The sequence below is a fragment of the Ruegeria sp. AH12 genome, assembly GCF_056541465.1.
On the sequence record NZ_JBQFYL010000001.1, the window covers coordinates 154,524 to 173,495 of the forward strand.

Consider the following 18,972-nt stretch of genomic DNA (forward strand, 5'->3'; position numbering starts at 1 on the left):
GATGTATCGGAGCAGGCCCTCGAAGTCACGAAATTTGATCAAATTATTCATGTGGAGTATCCTGCAAAGAAAAACGCCGCCCAAAGGGGCGGCGCAATTTGCGTTATGGGATCCACTAGATCAGACGAAGCTGATGCCGTCCTCTGTCATCGGATGCGCCGCAATCTGAACGCCGGACAGAGTGTTGATCGCATTGGCCAAAGCAGGCGCGGCTGGGGGCGTTCCTGGCTCACCCACCCCGGTGGGGGCTTCGGCTGATGGCACGATATGGACATCAATGGCAGCAATATCACCGATCCTAAGCGGCTCATAGTCGGGGAAGTTCGATTGATCTACAGCGCCGCCGGTCAGCGTGATCTGGCCGCGCATAACGTGACCGATGCCATAACCGATGCCACCTTCCATCTGGGCACGAACAACATCAGGGTTAACCGCAATCCCGCAATCCACTGCACAGGTCACCTTTTCGATCTTAATGCCCGATTCAGGGTCGCCAGACACTTCGACGACTTGAGCAGCGTAGGACCCAAAGGATTTGTGCACAGCGATACCCTGCGCCCGTCCTTCAGCAGGATTGCCCCAATTGGCTTTCTCAGCCGCCAGCTTCAAGACACCTGCTTTGCGCGCTTGGTCTGGGTCACCTGCATCGGACAGATAAGCAAGACGGAATTCAACCGGATCACGACCCGCAGCCTTTGCCGCCAGATCCATCATGACCTCCATGACGTAACCGGTGTGAGTGTGCCCCACTGACCGCCACCACAGAACCGAGGTTGCTTTGGGCGTATCCGTCAGACCGAGCGCCATGCCGGGAATATTGTAGGGGCTGTCTGCAATACCCTCGACCGAGCTGTGGTCGACGCCGTCATGAACCGAGAAGGATTCAAACGGCGTTCCCTTCATGATCGACTGACCGGCCACCTGATGCTGCCATCCAACGATATTGCCATCCGCGTCTAAACCAACCCGCGCTTTGTGGCCAAAGGCCGGGCGATAGTATCCGCTGCGGATGTCATCCTCACGCGTCCAAACCAGCTTCACAGGGCGCGACCGGTCTGTGACCACAAAGGCCAGCGCAGCCTCGACCTGATAATCTGCATCCGGCGTTGCGCGGCGTCCGAAGGATCCGCCCGCCAGCATTGTCTTGATCTGGATTTTCTCTGGTGGCAGTTGGAAGATCTGCTGGTAGGCCATGTGCGGACCGGTCGGCATCTGCGCGCCATCATGCAAAATGATGTCACCTTCGGCGGTCTGTTCGATGGTGCAGTTCAGCGGCTCCATCGGTGCATGGGCCAGCAGGGGGAAATAAAACGACTGTTCGATGACGGTGTCCGCGCCATCAATGGCTGCGGCGACCGCTGCGGCGTCCGCCTGGTTCACGTTGAACTCTGGCTCTGCGTCCAGCGCGGCCATGATCTCGGCTTTGATTTGGTCCGAGTCACGGGTTTCTGCCGCTGACATGTCCCATTCGACCTCAAGCATGTCTCTTGCCTGAATCGCGGCCCATGTATTTTCGGCATAAACCGCAACACCAGCCTGATTGGGTAGAATAGCCGCGTTGATATAGCCTTTGATCTCTTTCGATGCGCTGTCGTCAAAGCCCAAAGCTATTCCACCGCGCGACTCTGGCCGCTTGATCATGGCCACCATCTGGTTGGGCAGATGCACATCCATCGCAAATTTCGCCTGACCGTTGCCCTTGATCGCCGAATCCTTGCGGCGCACGCTTTCGTTGCCGATCAATCGGAACTCTGACGGGTCTTTCAGGCGGGGCTCTGCAGGCACCTCCAGTTGAGATGCGGCGGCCACAAATTCTGCAATCGGGGCGGTTTTGTCACCAGAGGCGATGATTCCATCCACGATGGTGACACCGCTTGGGTCGACGCTCCAGCTTTGGGCGGCAGCATTGATCAGCATCTCGCGCGCGGCGGCACCTGCCTGACGGTATTGCATCCATGAGTTTGCAATCGCAGTAGAACCCCCAGTCCCCTGGAACGGGCCGAACAGAAGATTGTTGTAAACCTGCGGGTCAGAGGGGGCGAATTCGTATTCGATCTGGTCCATCGTCACGCCAAGCTCTTCGGCAATGATGGTTGGCAGACCGGTTGCCGGGCCCTGACCCATCTCAAAATGCTTGACGATTGCGGTCACGGTGCCATCCGCATCTATTTTCACAAACGGATTGAGCTGGGCGCTGTCCGAGGATGCCGCAGCAAGTGCGCCATCAGGGCGGGCACCGACAATCAAAACGGCGCTGGCTGCTGCTGCGCCTTTCAAAAATCCACGGCGGGAGGTGTTGATGGTCATGATCAGGCCTCCAGAATTTCAGATGCGCGCTGAACACCAGCGCGGATGCGTTGATAGGTGGCGCAGCGGCAGGCATTGCCCCACATGTATTCGTCGATTTCTTCAGCACTGGGTTTTGGGTTTTCAGACAAAAGACCCACAGCTGACATCACTTGACCGGATTGGCAGTATCCGCATTGCACCACATCCAGCTCGACCCACGCTTGTTGCACGGCCGCGCCGATTTTGTCGTCGCCGATGGCTTCGATGGTGGTGATCTCGGCATCCTCCAGATCTTCGACATAGGTCTGGCACGACCGGACAGGTTCGCCGTTGACGTGAACAGTGCAAGCGCCGCATGAGGCAACGCCGCAACCGAATTTGGTGCCGGTCAGCTTAAGCTCATCCCGGATCACCCACAGCAGGGGGGTGCCGGGTTCGGCGTCAACCGTGTGGGTCTCGCCGTTCAGTTTTAGTGAAAGGGCCATGGGGGTCGTCTCCTGTTGGCTGTTACCTGAATCGGTAAACTGGCGCGTTTACATGTGGCACAGGAAATGCGCCCTGTAAACTGGTAAGTTTACGTAGTGTTTGACCTGCGCAGGTCAATGGGTCTATAGCTCTGCCATGAACGAATGCAGCGCGCCGAATGCGTCAAAATACGCGCAGATCATCGACGCAGCCGTAGCCGAATTCCTTGAAAAGGGATTTGCCGCGTCCAGTATGGATCGCATCTCGGCCCGGGCCGAAGTTTCCAAGCGTACACTTTATAAGTATTTTGAAAGCAAGGAAAATCTCTTTCGATCCATTGTCGTGGAGTTATCGAGCAGATTCGCGGAAGTGGTCGAGATCAAGTACGATTCAGACCGGGACATACGCGAACAGATGACAGAGCTGGCCTGGGCCGAGGGGCGTATCCTGATGCTGCCCGAGGTCATCGCCATGTCGCGCATGGTGATAAGCGAAACTTTGCGCAACCCGATGCTTGCCGCCGAAGCGCAGGGCAAACTGGACAAGACAGCTGCCTTTGTCGACATGCTGAAAGGCGCGGCGGAGGATGGAAAACTGAATATTGATGACCCTGAACAGGCGGGCAAGGAGTTCATCGGCCTGATCAAGGCGCGTGCGTTCTGGCCCTTGCTGTTCAGTGGTTCGGTGCTCAGCAAGGCCGAGATGGCCGAGACAATTGAGAACAGCGTCGAGATGATGATCAGCCGATATGGGCTTCCTAGCTAAGGGCCTTCTGAGCCGATTAGATGTCCGATGGCAATCCGGATAAATACAGGTTAGACCTGGCAGGCCTTGCGCATGCTAGTATTTCCAATGCCGGGCCTGCAGAGTTAGACGGGGGTTTTGCTGTGACAGGCAAGGCAATGAGTGCAGCGCGACTATCTGTTGCGCCGATGATGGACTGGACCGATCGTCACTGCCGGTATCTGCATCGGCTGCTCAGTCGTGAGACCTTGTTGTACACAGAAATGGTGACTGCACCTGCTCTGGTTCGGGGGAGGGCGCTGCATCTGCTCGACTACGACCCCGAAGAACACCCGGTGGCCCTGCAACTTGGCGGCTCTGATCCTGATGAGATGGCAAAGGCAGCGCGGCTTGGGGCAGATGCGGGCTATGATGAGATTAATCTGAACTGTGGGTGCCCCTCGGACAGGGTGCAATCCGGGACATTTGGTGCGGTCTTGATGAAAGAACCGGGCCGGGTAGCGGAATGCGTTTCGGCGATGCGGGCATCGGTAGATGTTGACGTGACGGTCAAGTGTCGGATCGGGGTCGATGATCAACAGCCTCAAGAGGTTCTGCCGGATTTCCTGACCCAAATCCGCGCGGCAGGTTGCGGACGGGTGACGATCCACGCCCGAAAGGCCTGGTTGCAGGGGCTCAGCCCAAAAGAGAACCGGGATATCCCTCCGCTTGATTATGATCTGGTGCACCAGATGAAAGCAGACTTCCCGGATATGCATATCTCGATCAATGGTGGGATCACATCGCTGGATCAGGCGCAGGTGCATCTTGAGGCCGGGTTGGATGGCGTCATGATCGGGCGCGCAGCCTACCACCAGCCAACCGATATTCTGGCTCAGGCGGATATACGGATTTACCAGACCGGCGCGACGGTGGATCCAATTGCAGTTGTTCAGGACATGGTGCCATATGTCGAACGCCATCTTGCCAATGGGGGCCGTTTGCACCAGATCACCCGGCATATGCTTGGCCTGTTTGCTGGCCGTCCGGGGGCCCGGGCGTGGCGACGGGCCTTGTCCGAAGGGGCGGTGCATGATGGCGCCGGGCCCGAGGTGATGCTGCGGGCTTTGGACCACGTTGCGCCCTTGGCCGAGGTTTAGAAGGAAAACACCGGCGCTGCCGGTTCTTGGGGGAAATATGCCCGATACCATGTTGCTGGCGCAGATGCTGGGTCTTTTGCTTGTAATCGGAGCGTTTGCGGGCGTTCTGGCCGGGCTTTTGGGGGTAGGTGGCGGCATCGTGTTGGTGCCGGCGTTCTTCTATGCCTTCCAAACATTGGGATATGGCGGACCACAGTTGATGCAACTGTGTTTGGCCACATCGCTGGCCACAATTATCGTCACCTCTATCCGTTCGGTCCTGGCCCATAACAAAAAGGGCGCGGTGGATTGGGATATCCTGCGCGGTTGGGGCCCGGGGATCGCTGTGGGGGCGGTTTTCGGCGTTCTGGTCGCGTCGGCCCTACGAACCGAGGCGCTGCAGGCGTTGTTTGGGGTCTTGGGCATGGTGATCGGTGCCTATCTGGGGTTGGGAAAATCCGATTGGCGGTTGGGCGATGCGATGCCCAAGGGGATCAAACGTGCGGCTCTTTCGCCCTCGGTTGGGTTTCTGTCCGTCCTGATGGGGATCGGAGGGGGCAGTTTTGGTGTCCCCCTCATGAGCCTCTACAACACGCCCATCCACAGGGCCGTTGCGACGGCAGCCGGGTTTGGGGTGATCATTGCCGTACCATCCGTTCTGGGGTTTTTGTTTCTGGACATCGCGCCGGAACATCGCCCGCCGCTGACGATCGGCGCGGTGAACCTTGTCGCCTTCGGCATCGTCGTAGCGATGACTATGATCACAGCGCCCTGGGGGGTAAAGCTGGCCCACGCGATGGACCCGAAGCCGCTTAAGCGTGTCTTTGCGGTGTTTCTGACGCTGGTGGCGTTGAACATGTTACGCAAGGCGCTGGGATGGTAGGCGATTTCTGGTCACGGGGATGGGTAAAGTTCCCCTATGACCCGGTGTTGGCTGATTGGGTCGAACACGCCCTACCGGCCGCGCAGCAGTCGGTGCGCGATCCAGCTTTTGCAGAATGGCTGGATTGCGAAGGCACATGGTTTGTTGGTGTCGATGCGCTACCGAATGATACTGAGGGTCGCGTAGGGAACTCAGCGCCACTGGCGAGCAAGGCCGCCACTTTCTTGCAGGATCACTTTGGCCAGTTGCCATTACACCGAGGTCAGGTCTCGGTCATTTATCCCGGATACCCACGCGCCCGGCGAGGCGAAAGCGAGGCTGCCGCGCGGTATAGGCGCAATCGGGATGCGGCCCATGTGGATGGATTGCGCCCCATGGGGCGGGATCGTCGACGCCGGATTGACGAACCTCATGCGTGGATATTGGGCATCCCGCTGAACGAGGCCAGTGAAGATGCTGCGCCATTGGTTGTTTGGGATGAAAGCCACAAGGCAATGGGCGCAGCCTTTCGGGATGCGCTGGCGGACCACGCGGGTGATGTTTTGCACACGGTTGATATCACCGATATCTATCAGGCCACACGCCGCACTGTATTTGAAACCTGCACCCGGATCACTCTGCCTGCCAAACCGGGTGAGGCCTATCTGTTGCACCGCCACTGTCTGCACGGGGTTGCCCCATGGGGTGAAGGGGCCTCGGCCGGGCCAGATGGACGGATGATCGCCTATTTCCGCCCCGAATATCCGGGGGGAGTGGCCGAATGGATCGAATCCCCATAACCTCCGATCATTGTTTTGAGGGAGGTTTTGAACCATGATTACGGTTCACACGAATTCAGACGGTGCTCTGATAGAAGTTGAACTGTCAGGTGAAGTTACCAGCGCAGACTATTCCCAGACACTGGTTCCTGCGATCGAGGCTGCCTTGGCCGAGCATGAAGCGATCAGATTGCTGGTCATCGTTCAGCCCGAGTTCAAAGGCTATGATCTGGGGGCCGCGTGGTCCGATACCAAGCTGGGGCTCAGCCACTGGCGTGGGTTTGACCGGATCGCGGTTGTGGCCGATCAGGGTTGGGTGCAAACCAGTATCCGTCTGGCCGCCCCGATCCTACCCTGTCCGACTCAGGTGTTCGAGATGGCGGAACTGGAAGCTGCACGGCGATGGATGCGTGAGTCTCTGGGATCGATCCATGTCACCGATCTGGGCGGACCCTGTGTTCAGATCAGCCTGTTGGGCAAGCTGGACCCCGACGAATACAGCAAAGCGGAAAAGGCACTGGACACTGTTCTGCAAGAGCGCGAGAGTTTTCGGCTGCTGATTGACCTGCGCGAGTTTGACGGCTGGCAAGGGCTATCGGCACTGGCTGCACATTTCCGCCTGGCTCGAAATCACATCCGCCTGCTGGATCGCGCGGCCATCGTTGGTGACGCAGCATGGCAGCATATCGCACAGCGGGTGGCCCGCCATATCCTGGGTGTTCGCACGCAGTTTTTCCCCTCTGCTGAGGTAGAAAACGCCAAATCCTGGCTGACTGCTGGCTGAAATCTACACAAATACGATTCGAACACCGACATTGGAGTGCGCTTGTTGGCGTGTTTGGTGCCGATAGGCGTCATTTTGTGACGTAAGGGAATTTGTGGGTATTTGTTGGAAATTTCGGTTTTTGGCTCAAAAACGATCAAAATTCGAGAGTTTTCCCCGTAAAATTGAGGATCGAACTGGCTACCTCGGCGCTGTCGCCGCGGGTTGCCACTCACGCCGGAAACGTTCTTGAGCACGACCCCTCTCAGCTCGAACGCTGCCCGCGGCGACACTGATTATTTAATTCACTAAAGGATGCTCGAAATGACGTTCAGGACTGTCTTAAATAAGATCTTTTTCGCACGCGGCGTTGTTCAAACTTTGCCCGGTGATCTGGCTGAGGATCATGAGGTCACGACCCCAGATCAACTCAAAACCAGCCAATCCGAGATCGCCGGTCTATTTGCCGAGGAATTGCGTGGCCGCCATCCAATTCACGATGCAGCACGTATAAAACTGCCAGAGCATCACGACACAGCGAACTGACGAGTTACAACCCGTTCAGACGCGCGGCCCGACCGCCCCGACGTTTCGCAAGACGCGGCTTGCGGTTGGGCAGGTCTTCCATGACTTCCGCGCGCTCTGTGCTGTCCATCTTGGACCAGCGGGTGATCTCATCAATCGTGCGGTAGCAGCCGGTGCAAATACGCTCAGTCGGGTGTACGACACAGATCTGGATACAGGGGCTTTCCACCTCGTTCCGTTTCCAAACCATGTTTGTCATGTGCAGTCTCCGACCCGTTACAAAAAGCGCAACCTGTCGAGCGCTCCTTGAAGGATATAACCCGCTGCGACATGATCAATAACCTGTCCGCGACGTTTTCGTGTCGTATCCGCCTCTAACAGTGCCTTTTCTGCCGCAACCGTGCTGAGGCGTTCATCCCAGAACCCGATGGGACATTCGGTCAGACGCGACAGGTTGCGGGCAAAGGCGCGGGTCGATTGGCACCTAGGACCTTCGGTTCCGTCCATGTTTTTGGGCAGGCCCAGAATGATGCCACCGATCTCACGGTCGGCGATCAACTCAAGCAATCGGGCGGAATCGAGGGTGAACTTTTTGCGCCGCACGGTTTCAAGCGGGCTGGCCACGCCGCGCATCCGGTCTGACACGGCAACGCCGATCGTTTTTTCGCCTAAGTCCAGACCCATGAGCGCCGTCATCGGTGCCAGCGTGGCGGCAAATTCTTCGAACGTATCATGGATCATTGGGCAATACCCGCCTGCAGCGCCGCAGCGTCGATCAGTTGCAAGGCGGCGGTGTTGCCAGCAAATACGTTCACGGCTTCGTCGCGGATATCGATGGCGCGTTGGGCTTGTCCCAGAACGCCGAGTGCAGCGATCAGGCGCGCCCATTCTTCGGGGGTACCGCCCTCCGTCGCTAGACGATCCGACAGTTGGTTCACCATGCCTTGAATCATTTCCTGCCGTTCTTCCGGCGTAAGATCGGCAGCAGCAGCCACATCCTCCTGGCTGGGACCAGATTGTCCCGGTACCGGGGCAGTTTCGGGTGCATTGAAAACACCTGCGCGCCAGGCAAGGTCATCCAATTGGGCCCGGATCGCCTCGGCCCATGGCGCACCCGAAGGGGCATCGCGCAAGGTTTCGATCCAGACGCGATACGCGATGTCCGGGCGACCGATCTGTGCCAGCATCTGACCAGAGTAGTATCGCGCGGGGCCGTGGTTCGGATCGCGATCCAGGGCGTGCGAAAGGGCCTGTTCGGCCTCGGGTGAGACATAACCATTCGCTGCCAAAATCATCATTTCAGCAAGATCCGCATAAGCGTCAGCTGTTGCCGCGTCGCCTGACAGTTCAATCACCCGCTGCTGCGCTGCATACCCCGCGCGAAAATTCCCGGCATTTGTTTCATGTTGTGCCAGCAGCATCTGCCCTTGCAGATCGTCCGGGCGTGCTGCAACTGTTTCACGTAACTGACCGAGAAGGCTGGCATAACTTTCATCCAACTGCCTTGGTGGAGGCGCAGGTGTCATTTCTTCGACGACGGCTTGCGATGGCCGGTTCTCGCGGACGTCTTCCGCCAATTCGATCCGCGCCTGAAGCGGCATATCCGGCAAACCTACGGCTCCTAGACGTTGGTACATAAACGCCGCGCCGCCGACGAGTATCATTGCCAGTCCGCCAATCACAATCAAGGACACGACCCGCGAAGGACCGACCTCGGAAGTCTTTTTGTTCATCTGGGCATCTGCCGCCAGAATACGGCGAGAGATTTCGGTGCGCACCCTCTCGGCATCTGCCTCGCCGATCACGCCGCGGGCCAGATCGCGGTCAACGCCCACCAGTTGTTCCCGATAGACACGAAGGTCATAAGCTGCGGCGGGCTCTGCATCGCGGCGACCACGGAGCAAGCTGTAGCTTAGAAAGGCTGCAATCAGCAGCGCGATGGACAGTATCAGAACCCAGAACGTCATGGCTCCTCCGAAGTAGCTAATCTGACTTAGACCTGCCAGTCGTTTGACAAAAGGGACAAATGGCCGCGAATCGACGACATGTCGCAATAGTGCGATATTGCGGCGTTGTGCGGCAGAGATATTCTGCGGCTTCAAGGCATATCTGCGCCCAATCACCGAACCGGATGGATTCGCATATGAAACACTATTCAGCCTTTGCTGTTGCGCGCGAAGCGTTGCGCTATCACACAGGATGGGAACGCGCGTGGCGGTCCCCTGAACCCAAGAAACGTTATGACGTGATTATCGTCGGTGCAGGGGGGCATGGTCTGGCGACGGCCTACTATCTGGGCAAGAACTACGGCATCCAGAACATCGCGATCATCGAAAAGGGCTGGCTGGGTGGTGGCAACACCGGTCGGAACACGACCATCATCCGGTCGAACTATCTGCAGGACCCATCGGCCGCTTTGTATGAAAAGGCGCGCAGCCTGTATGAGGATCTGAGCCAGGACCTGAACTATAACGTGATGTTCAGCCCGCGCGGCGTAATGATGCTGGCGCAGACCCAGCACGAAATTCGCGGCTATCAGCGCACGGCGCATGCGAACGCCCTGCAAGGGGTGAAAACCGAATGGATCGGGCCTGACCGCGTCAAGCAGCTGGTGCCGATTATCAATATCGATGGTCCGCGTTATCCGGTTCTGGGGGCGCTGTGGCAAGAGCGCGGCGGAACCGCGCGCCATGATGCTGTGGCCTGGGGCTATGCGCGGGCGTGTTCGGCCATGGGCATGGACATCATCCAGAAATGCGAGGTTACCGGGGTTCGGTCGGAAAACGGTCGCGTCGTTGGTGTCGACACCACCAAAGGTGCTATTGACTGTGACAAGCTGGGCATCGTGGTTGCCGGGCATTCCGGTCAGCTGGCCGAGATGGCGGGTTTCCGTCTGCCGCTGGAAGCGGTGGCGCTACAGGCGCTGGTGTCCGAACCGATCAAGCCTTGCATGGATGTGGTCGTGATGGCCAACACCGTGCATGGTTATATGAGCCAGTCCGACAAAGGTGAGATGGTCATCGGCGGCGGCACAGACGGGTTCAACAACTACACTCAGCGCGGCAGTTTCCATCATATCGAAGAAACCGTGCGCGCGCTGATCGAGACCTTCCCGATGATCTCACGCCTGAAAATGCTGCGTCAGTGGGGTGGGATCGTGGATATGACCGGTGACCGCTCGCCCATCCTGTCGACCACACCGCTGGGCAATTGCTTTATCAACTGCGGCTGGGGCACTGGCGGCTTCAAGGCCATTCCCGGCTCGGGTTGGGGCATGGCGCAGCTGATGGCCACGGGTCATTCGCCGCTGACCGAAGCTTTCACGATGGACCGCTTCAAAGAGGGCCGCTTTATCGACGAAAGCGTCGCCGCCGGGGTGGCGCACTGATGCGTTCACAGTTCACCGAAATCCTGATGTCTCACCTCTGCGTCTTCAAGGAGATCGCATCATGCTGACACTCAAATGCCCCTTCACCGGCGCGATGCTGGATGAAACCGAACTCCATTGTGGTGGTGAAGCGCATCGCAAACGCTTTGGCCCAGGTTCTTCGGATGAAGAGTTCGAAAGCTACATGTTCACCCGTGAAAACTCGCGCGGCGTGCATTTCGAACTTTGGCTGCATGCCTATGGTATCGGCAAATGGTTCATTGCAGCCCGCGATACGGAAACGCTTGAGGTCTACGGAACTTATCCGGCACAGACCACTGAACCGCCGCAAGAGATCAAGGACGCCATCACAGCCAAACGCCCCGGCTGGTCGTGGAGAGAGTTCTCCTGATGCATCACCTGTTCAAAAATACTCCCGCCGGAAGCCCTGACGCTTCCACATGCGAAAGGTCCGCACCATGAGCACCCGTCTCGCAAAACAAGGCCGGCTGATTGACCGGTCGAAAAAGGTTACCTTTTCCTTCAACGGCACCTCTATGCAGGGCTTTGAGGGCGATACGCTGGCCTCCGCCCTGCTGGCCAATGACCAGATGATGGTGGGCCGGTCGTTCAAATACCACCGTCCACGCGGCATGGTCGCCAGCGGCGCGGAAGAGCCGAACGCGCTGGTCGGTCTGGGGCAGGGCAACCGGTTCGAGCCGAACCAGCGCGCCACCACGACCGAGCTGTTCAACGGGTTGACTGCAATCTCGCAGAACCACTGGCCGAACCTTGAATTCGATATCGGTGCGGTCAATACCGCTCTGGCACGGTTCCTGCCTGCCGGGTTTTACTACAAGACGTTTATCCATCCGAAACCATTCTGGAAACACGTCTACGAACCGTTCATCCGGCAGTCTGCTGGCTTGGGTAAAGCGCCCGACAAAGACAGCCGCGATGCGGATACTTATGAGCATTTCTACGCCTTCACCGATGTGTTGGTGATCGGCGGCGGTGTGGCAGGCCTGCAAGCGGCCAAGGTGGCGGCGGCGTCTGGCGCCAAGGTCATGCTGATCGAGCAGACCGCCCATTGGGGTGGTCGTGCCCCGGTTGATGGCGGTTCGATCAAAGGTGAGCCTGTGGATAAGTTCGTGGAACAATTGGTTTCCGAACTCGAAACGATGGACAATGTCACCATGCGCACCCGCTGTATGGGCGCGGGGGTTTACGACCATGGTTATGTGCTGGGCTATGAACGCCTGACTGACCACAAACCTGGCACCCAGGGCCCGCGCCATCGCCTGTGGCGCATCCGCGCCAAGCAGGTTGTGACTGCGACGGGTGCGATTGAACGCCCCCTGTCCTTTGCAGGCAACGATGTGCCGGGCGTCATGCTGGCCTCTGCCATGCGTGACTACGTTGTGAACTGGGGCGTGACCCCGGGCCAGCGCGTGATCGTTGCAACCAACAATGACGACGCTTACCGCACTGCGATTATCCTGAAACAGGCTGGTGTTGACGTGTTACGCGTGGTCGATGCCCGCGCTGCGGCAGGTCCGCTGGCCGACGAGGCGCGCCAGTTGGGCATCCGTGTCGATCCGGGCAAAGCCATCGCCAAAGTCAAAGGCGGCAAGCGCGTCAAGAAGGTTGCCATCTGCAATCAAGACGGCATCGGCGGCGCCCGTGAAGAGGTCGAGGCTGATGCGGTCGCCATGTCCGGTGGCTGGTCCCCGGTTGTGCACATGTGGTCGCATTGCGGCGGCAAGCTGATCTGGGATGAGGCAAATGCCCATTTCCGCCCCGATCCCTCACGTCCCCCACTGGGTGCGGACGGCGAAGGCTTTGTTCTGGCGGCAGGCAGTTCGAACGGGCCGCTTGCGCTGGGTGACGTTCTGACTGACGCGGATGCGGCCGGCAAGGCTGCCGCGAAAGCGGCCGGGCACAAACCCAAACGCACCAAGGCCCCTGAAGGTGAAACCACCGCTGAGGCACCGATGGAACCCGTCTGGCTAATGCCTGCCAATGCGGAAATCCAACTGCGCGCCAAATCCTGGCTGGATTTCCAGAATGATGTGAAAGTATCCGACGTCCAACTGGCTGCGCGCGAAGGGTACGAAAGCGTTGAGCATACCAAACGTTACACCACGCTGGGCATGGCGACAGATCAGGGTAAGCTGAGCAATATCAACGGCCTGGCGATCCTTGCTGATGCGTTGGACTCGGAGATTCCGAAGGTTGGCACCACCACCTTCCGTCCGCCCTACACGCCGATCTCGCTGGCCTCGATTGGCGGCGAAGCGCGTGGCGAAATCTTCCAGCCGATCCGTCAAACGCCGATGCACAATTGGCATGACAAGAACGGTGCCGATTGGGAACCGGTCGGCCATTGGCGCCGGACCTATGCCTATGTCCGTCCCGGTGAATCCGTGCATGACGCGGTGAATCGCGAGGTGAAGAACACGCGTGAAAACCTCGGACTGCTGGACGCTTCGACGCTGGGCAAGCTGATCGTCAAGGGCCCGGATGCGGGCAAGTTCCTGGACATGATGTACACCAACATGATGTCCACGCTGAAGATCGGCAAATGCCGCTACGGGCTGATGTGTTCCGAGAATGGCTTCCTGATCGACGACGGCGTTGTCGCGCGGATCGATGAGGATACATGGCTGTGCCACACCACCACCGGCGGGGCCGAGCGTATCCATGGTCACATGGAAGAATGGCTGCAAACCGAATGGTGGGACTGGAAAGTCTACGTCGCCAACGTGACCGAGCAATATGCTCAGGTCGCCGTGGTCGGCCCCAACGCTCGCAAGGTGCTTGAGAAGCTGGGTGGCATGGATGTCAGTAAAGAGGCGCTGCCCTTCATGGAATGGCGCGATGGCAAGATCGGCGACTTCGATTGCCGTGCCTACCGCATCTCGTTCTCGGGTGAGCTGTCTTATGAGATCGCCGTGCCAGCGTCGCAGGGACAGGCGTTCTGGGACGTGCTGATAGAGGCAGGCAAAGAGTTCGGCGTGATGCCCTATGGCACCGAATGTCTGCACATCCTGCGGGCCGAGAAGGGCTTTATCATGATCGGGGATGAGACCGACGGCACCGTGATCCCACAAGATCTGGGGCTGCACTGGGCTCTGTCCAAGAAGAAAGAGGACTATCTGGGTAAACGCGCCCATTCGCGCAGCCACATGGCCGACCCGGACCGTTGGAAACTGGTTGGGCTGGAGACTGTGGATGGTTCCGTCATCCCAGATGGCGCCTATGCAGTGGGAGAGGGCGTCAACGCCAATGGTCAGCGTAATATGATCGGGCGTGTCACCTCGACCTACTACTCGGCCAATCTGGGCAAAGGCATCGCCATGGGTCTGATCAAGCATGGGCCTGATCGGATGGGAGAGATTGTCGAGTTCCCTGGAACGGATGGCAAAATCTACAAAGCCAAGATCGTAGATCCGATCTTCTATGACAAAGACGGGGAGAAGCAGAATGTCTGAACCCATCAGCGCCCTGAATCACGCAAGCTATGACGGCATCGCTAAGATCGAGGAATGCGGACTTCAGGGCATGATCACCCTGCGCGGCAACCAATCCGACAAGGTGCTGGCCAAAGCGATCAAAGACGCCACCGGGCAAAAAGTGCCCGGTCAGCATGAGGCATTGGTGAGCGGCGATACTGGCGTCTGCTGGATGTCCCCGGACGAGTTGCTGGTGCTGGTCCCATATGCTGAGGTCGAAGCCAAACTGGCCGCCATGACCAATGCGCTGGGCGGAACGCATGCCTTAGCTGTCAACGTCTCGGATGCCCGCGCGGTGTTTCGCGTGTCCGGCGCAACCGCGCGCGAGGTGATGGGCAAGGTTGCCCCGGTGGATTTCTCGGGCGACGCGTTCCAACCCGGCCAAATCCGCCGCTCGCGTCTGGCACAGGTGGCAGGGGCATTCTGGATGGATGACGCCGACAGCTTCCGCGTGGTCTGCTTCCGTTCGGCTGCGGACTACGTGTTCAAACTGCTCAAGGTTGCGGCACAGCCCGGCAGTGAGGTCGGAGTTTATTGACTCGACTGTACATCTGAAGTTGTGACCCATGGCCGCCTTGTCCTGTACAGGCGGCCATCGAATTTTGCATATAAGCAAAGCAATTTGAGTGTGCGAAACACAACAGAATTCGCCGCGAGCTTGGCCGTGCGACTTCTCCTATTGCGGGTGCCATGTGATTGGGCTACCGATCGCTAAAGCGCTAGATTCAGACAGTTTTGAAATGAAGTTCTTAAGACTACTCGTAAGCAGCGTAATCGCTGTTTCAACTATACCTAACGTGACCATTTCCGAGACATATGCAGAGTCGTTTGAGTGTGTTTTCAACAAAGGCCTGGCAAACCGGCCCACTCCGACCCGTGTTGTCTTCTCAGTTGACGCGTTCGGACGCTCGGCGCTGGTTCATGAAGTTGAAATGTGGGATATAGATACGCCACAAATATCGGCTGCAATCAACAGAAACAGCTTTCGGGTACTTTCGATCAGTTGGCCGGGCGACACCTATACGTTTTCACGAACCGGTAGACGAACCAGAGTTGGTGACCCTCGCAGGATGGTTCTTGATTTAGGGCGCCAAGAATTTTCGATTTTCCTGAATCGCGAAACGATGAAGGCAATAGCCAGCTCGAAATCGGATACGCAATCTTCGCATGACGGGAACGCCAACGGCACTTGCGTTGAAGTGCAATTTCAGAAGTAGTAAGGGGCAGGGTAAAATATTGAAATTGTTAGGAATAACACTTGCGCTAGGCACTTTGCTTTCACCGGCTATAGTGGTAGCGGAGACGTACAGAGAGAGCTTCGAGTGCCATTTTGGAAAGGGATTGATCAATAGACCAACGCCGGCATATGTCCTTTTCTCGGTGGATGAATCTGGAAGTTCCGCGTTGCTGCATGACGTTGTTATTCCGGGAATCGAAACCACGAAGGGTTCGGGCAAAGTTAGCTTCGACAGTATCAAAAGGCTGTCTATTTCTTGGATTGGATCAGAGTACACGTTCACGTCAAGCGGTCGACCAGTCGCATCGAACGTAAGCAGGCTTAGAGCATTTGATTTGAGAGAGGTGGAATTTTCGATTTTCATAGATCGCACCAAGCACAAGGCGACCGTTCGATCCGACGCACGGGGGTTGAACTTGTCCAGATATGGCACTTCGTCTGGCAGTTGTGCGCGAAAAAAGCTTAGAGACAAATAACACAGGAGACATCTAAATGAGAACGTTGTTCTTCGCCGCATCGTGTGCGCTGGCTGCAAATTCTGCATCAGCTGAAGTCGTGACCTATGACTGTACTTTGCACCGTCTTGAACGTGGTTGGATTGCTGAGCGCGTCATTCTGAGCGTCGATGCAGAAAACAAACGAGCACGGGCATATGACGGCTACATTCATGAGTTTGATGGCGAACCCAAGGACGTCAAATTCAAAGAAACGCGCAAGGGCACATACCGGCTGACTTGGAAGATGAAAATTCCTTCAAGCTCGGGCGAACTTATTTATGTGAGTTACACGGGAACGCTGGACCCTAAGAAACAAAGCTTGAACCTGATTGCGCGGTTCCCACAGGTGAATGCAAGCAACCGGCCGAAGGGCGAAGGGCCATGCAAGGTTGACGCTGGGCCTTCGCTTTACGGCTCGTAACCTTCACGATATCCACAGACGTATCTTTCAAAAGTTTCAGGCTTCGGGTCTACCGGAGCCTGTTTTGTTTTGGAGAACCTATTCAGTAAACAGAACAGTTCTGAATTGTGACAAATTTTTTGACTCAAGCAGTGTATCCGTCTCTATCACATCGCCATTTTCATCTGCGGCGCCGGAATAGAAAGACAAGGATCCAAGCAGGTCTGCGGTCTGTGCTTTCCGCGTTTCCTCAGAAAGCAGCGGTGAATGAAGCGAAAGCAGCAATGGCGGTCGGTGTTCCCTGAGCCAGTCCAGTATCGTCGGCAGAACAAAAAACTCGGCCCCTTCAATATCCATCTTGACCAGTGAAACCTTTGACAGATCACAGGTCGACTGGAACTGCTCCCATGTGATCGTCAGCGCGTCATTCCCATGGGCTTCGTCATGCAGCAGGGATGTGGTCGAATCCCCGGGCTCGCCCCAGACAGAGGCCATTCTGGCCACGCCAAACGTGTCGGACAAGGCGACACCGAAAGCAGAGACATTTCTGATCTGGTTCAGGTCCAGATTCCACGCCAGAAACCGGTAGGCCGCTGGATCAGGCTCAAAGCAATAGACATGCCGGGCTTTGCGGGCCCCATACAGAACCGTCGGGCCGATCCAGGCCCCGATATCAAGATAGTCGCTATCGGGCGTCAGAAATTTGTCGAGAACCTTGAACGTTTCGGGCTCCCATGTTCCATCGCCTGCTTCGCGCCAGAATTTTGAATGGTACGGATCAAGGCGAAAAGCCTCGCCGTTCAGATTGCCCGCATAGTATCCGCGCGCGCGGTAGAACATCTTGCGTGCCTTTGTTCGCATCGCGGACCTTTCGGTTTTCTTGTCGTGGCCCTTGACCTGCGGCGCTTGCCAAAGCATTTAACCTTTGGAAACCGCAACATTCATTTCAACAGGGGGCCGACATGGCTTTTGAACTTCCTGATCTTCCTTATGCACATGACGCGCTGGCAGCCAAGGGTATGTCCGCTGAAACACTGGAATTTCACCACGACCTGCACCACAAGGCCTATGTCGATAACGGCAACAAGCTGATCGCGGGCACTGAGTGGGACGGCAAGTCGCTGGAAGAGATCATTGTCGGTACCTATGATGCCAATGCCGTGGCACAGAACGGTATCTTCAACAACATCAGCCAGCTGTGGAACCACAACCAGTTCTGGGAGATGATGGGCCCCGATGGCAACGCCATGCCCGGTGAGCTGGAAAAAGCACTGACCGAGAGCTTTGGCTCTGTCGACGAGTTCAAGTCGCAGTTCAGCGCGGCGGGTGCCGGTCAGTTCGGCTCGGGCTGGGCGTGGCTGGTGAAAAACGCAGACGGCTCGCTGGCCGTGACCAAGACTGAAAACGGCGTGAACCCTCTGTGCTTTGGTCAGACCGCGCTTTTGGGCTGTGACGTGTGGGAGCACAGCTACTACATCGACTTCCGCAACAAGCGCCCGGTTTATCTGTCGAACTTCCTCGACAATCTGGTGAACTGGGAAAACGTTGCTTCGCGCATGTAATGTCTGACCCGATTACGGGTGTTTAAGGGCCTGCTGGCGGAGACGCTGGCAGGCCTTTTTGCTGCGAACAACCGTTCCTAAACGAAGCTTCATGCTGAGATGGGATTGAATGCGGCCCTGTAGTGCTTACCTAAGGTGAAGCGGACCGGGAGAGCCGCAAACCACATACCAACAGACAGGCAAGGCGTCGGATTCGTCCGGCAACGTGGGAACCAACCCCGCCTGATTGACGAGGGATGCGTCTAAAAAACGTCATAACAGGAGATCTCGATGGTCGCACTTTCACAGGGAACTTGGGTCATTGTCGCAGATGGAGAGAAGGCATTGTTCATGGAGAACATAACTGATGCCGAAGATCCCAATCTGGTTGTTGTTTCAGTCGAAGAGGCAGACATGCCAGCTGCACAACCTTCTGACCGGGCAGGGCGGCGCAATGATGGCGGACCCAACCAGAAGTCAGCCTTGAATGATGCGTCCTGGAAAACTCATGCCAAGTCTCTGTTTGTACAGGAATTGGCAACTTTGTTGAATCGCAAGGGGCTGAAGGGTGCTTACAAACGCCTTGTTCTCGTTGCCAGTCCGCATGTTCTAGGGCTTTTGCGCCGGCGGCTGCACAGCGAAGTGCTGGCCAAGGTCGTGGCGGAGGTCGACAAGACGCTGACAAACCATCCGTTACACAAAGTTGAACGAGTGCTGATTTCCAAGCTGGCGCGGCCTGCCTGAGCCACTAAGCAACTCTTAATCCAGATTTCATGAAAAACCGAGGTGTGCGGGGTTAACTTCTCCGCCACTCAGGCGCTAAGGTTCATCCGCGGTATCGACCCATGGGGTAATTGCTCGAGGTGTGGT

Annotated in this window: 19 protein-coding genes; 13 read left to right on the forward strand and 6 right to left on the reverse strand. The window is 57.2% G+C overall.

The window, feature by feature from the left end; all coding sequences use genetic code 11:
- Window positions 1–120 precede the first annotated feature (120 nt).
- Complete coding sequence (locus tag ACR0EL_RS00840) at window positions 121–2,307, reverse strand: xanthine dehydrogenase family protein molybdopterin-binding subunit (RefSeq protein WP_480497400.1); 2,187 nt, start codon at window positions 2,305–2,307, stop codon at window positions 121–123.
- Between the two features lie 2 nt (window positions 2,308–2,309).
- Entirely contained in the window at window positions 2,310–2,774 is a 465-nt protein-coding gene (locus ACR0EL_RS00845; RefSeq protein ID WP_170530716.1) for a (2Fe-2S)-binding protein, read from the reverse strand.
- Between the two features lie 136 nt (window positions 2,775–2,910).
- On the opposite strand from ACR0EL_RS00845, the gene ACR0EL_RS00850 reads away from it, so the two are divergent.
- The 6 genes from ACR0EL_RS00850 (at window position 2,911) to ACR0EL_RS00875 (ending at window position 7,566) form a co-directional block, all read left to right on the forward strand.
- Window positions 2,911–3,519 (forward strand): TetR/AcrR family transcriptional regulator, encoded by a 609-nt coding sequence (locus tag ACR0EL_RS00850; protein ID WP_480497403.1) that lies wholly within the window; start codon window positions 2,911–2,913, stop codon window positions 3,517–3,519.
- Between the two features lie 137 nt (window positions 3,520–3,656).
- The gene (gene dusA, locus ACR0EL_RS00855; RefSeq protein WP_480498395.1) at window positions 3,657–4,637 is read left to right on the forward strand and encodes a tRNA dihydrouridine(20/20a) synthase DusA; all 981 of its coding nucleotides are present in this window, start codon (window positions 3,657–3,659) and stop codon (window positions 4,635–4,637) included.
- A 37-nt stretch (window positions 4,638–4,674) separates the two neighbouring features.
- Complete coding sequence (locus tag ACR0EL_RS00860; protein WP_480497405.1) at window positions 4,675–5,499, forward strand: sulfite exporter TauE/SafE family protein; 825 nt, start codon at window positions 4,675–4,677, stop codon at window positions 5,497–5,499.
- The gene (locus ACR0EL_RS00865; RefSeq protein ID WP_480497407.1) at window positions 5,493–6,278 is read left to right on the forward strand and encodes a hypothetical protein; all 786 of its coding nucleotides are present in this window, start codon (window positions 5,493–5,495) and stop codon (window positions 6,276–6,278) included. The genes ACR0EL_RS00860 and ACR0EL_RS00865 overlap by 7 nt, the downstream gene beginning before the upstream one ends.
- Window positions 6,279–6,312: 34 nt before the next feature.
- Window positions 6,313–7,041: a SpoIIAA family protein gene (locus tag ACR0EL_RS00870; RefSeq protein ID WP_353006318.1), complete on the forward strand. Its 729-nt coding sequence runs from the start codon at window positions 6,313–6,315 to the stop codon at window positions 7,039–7,041.
- A gap of 303 nt (window positions 7,042–7,344) precedes the next feature.
- The gene (locus ACR0EL_RS00875) at window positions 7,345–7,566 is read left to right on the forward strand and encodes a hypothetical protein (protein ID WP_353006320.1); all 222 of its coding nucleotides are present in this window, start codon (window positions 7,345–7,347) and stop codon (window positions 7,564–7,566) included.
- 4 nt (window positions 7,567–7,570) lie between these two features.
- Here ACR0EL_RS00875 and ACR0EL_RS00880 read toward each other — a convergent pair whose 3' ends face one another.
- From ACR0EL_RS00880 to ccmI, 3 genes are read right to left on the reverse strand one after another with little or no spacing between them, the layout of a single operon-like run.
- Window positions 7,571–7,804, reverse strand: coding sequence for a DUF1289 domain-containing protein (locus ACR0EL_RS00880; protein WP_353006321.1), 234 nt, complete (start codon window positions 7,802–7,804; stop codon window positions 7,571–7,573).
- Between the two features lie 17 nt (window positions 7,805–7,821).
- A complete protein-coding gene (gene ruvX / locus ACR0EL_RS00885; RefSeq protein ID WP_480497411.1) occupies window positions 7,822–8,286 on the reverse strand; it encodes a Holliday junction resolvase RuvX in 465 nt (154 codons plus the stop codon).
- Entirely contained in the window at window positions 8,283–9,512 is a 1,230-nt protein-coding gene (gene ccmI / locus ACR0EL_RS00890; protein WP_480497413.1) for a c-type cytochrome biogenesis protein CcmI, read from the reverse strand. The genes ruvX and ccmI overlap by 4 nt, the downstream gene beginning before the upstream one ends.
- 176 nt (window positions 9,513–9,688) lie before the next feature.
- On the opposite strand from ccmI, the gene ACR0EL_RS00895 reads away from it, so the two are divergent.
- From ACR0EL_RS00895 to ACR0EL_RS00915, 5 genes are all read left to right on the forward strand, one after another.
- Window positions 9,689–10,933, forward strand: a complete 1,245-nt coding sequence (locus tag ACR0EL_RS00895; protein ID WP_480497415.1) for a sarcosine oxidase subunit beta family protein — start codon at window positions 9,689–9,691, stop codon at window positions 10,931–10,933.
- Between the two features lie 61 nt (window positions 10,934–10,994).
- Window positions 10,995–11,324, forward strand: coding sequence for a sarcosine oxidase subunit delta (locus ACR0EL_RS00900; protein ID WP_480497417.1), 330 nt, complete (start codon window positions 10,995–10,997; stop codon window positions 11,322–11,324).
- A gap of 67 nt (window positions 11,325–11,391) precedes the next feature.
- On the forward strand, window positions 11,392–14,406 hold the full coding sequence (locus ACR0EL_RS00905) for a sarcosine oxidase subunit alpha family protein (RefSeq protein WP_480497419.1): 3,015 nt from the start codon (window positions 11,392–11,394) through the stop codon (window positions 14,404–14,406).
- Window positions 14,399–14,965 carry a sarcosine oxidase subunit gamma gene (locus tag ACR0EL_RS00910; RefSeq protein WP_480497421.1) on the forward strand — a complete coding sequence of 189 codons (567 nt, stop codon included), beginning with the start codon at window positions 14,399–14,401 and terminating at the stop codon, window positions 14,963–14,965. The genes ACR0EL_RS00905 and ACR0EL_RS00910 overlap by 8 nt, the downstream gene beginning before the upstream one ends.
- A 1,191-nt stretch (window positions 14,966–16,156) precedes the next feature.
- A complete protein-coding gene (locus tag ACR0EL_RS00915) occupies window positions 16,157–16,582 on the forward strand; it encodes a hypothetical protein (RefSeq protein ID WP_480497423.1) in 426 nt (141 codons plus the stop codon).
- Between the two features lie 78 nt (window positions 16,583–16,660).
- Here the strand turns inward: ACR0EL_RS00915 and ACR0EL_RS00920 are convergent, their stop codons facing one another.
- Window positions 16,661–17,479 carry an FkbM family methyltransferase gene (locus ACR0EL_RS00920; protein WP_480497425.1) on the reverse strand — a complete coding sequence of 273 codons (819 nt, stop codon included), beginning with the start codon at window positions 17,477–17,479 and terminating at the stop codon, window positions 16,661–16,663.
- A gap of 44 nt (window positions 17,480–17,523) precedes the next feature.
- Between ACR0EL_RS00920 and ACR0EL_RS00925 the strand changes: the two genes are divergently transcribed.
- Both ACR0EL_RS00925 and ACR0EL_RS00930 read left to right on the forward strand, forming a co-directional pair.
- Complete coding sequence (locus ACR0EL_RS00925; protein WP_170530688.1) at window positions 17,524–18,123, forward strand: superoxide dismutase; 600 nt, start codon at window positions 17,524–17,526, stop codon at window positions 18,121–18,123.
- 270 nt (window positions 18,124–18,393) lie between these two features.
- Entirely contained in the window at window positions 18,394–18,846 is a 453-nt protein-coding gene (locus tag ACR0EL_RS00930; protein ID WP_353006337.1) for a host attachment family protein, read from the forward strand.
- Window positions 18,847–18,972: the final 126 nt, after the last annotated feature.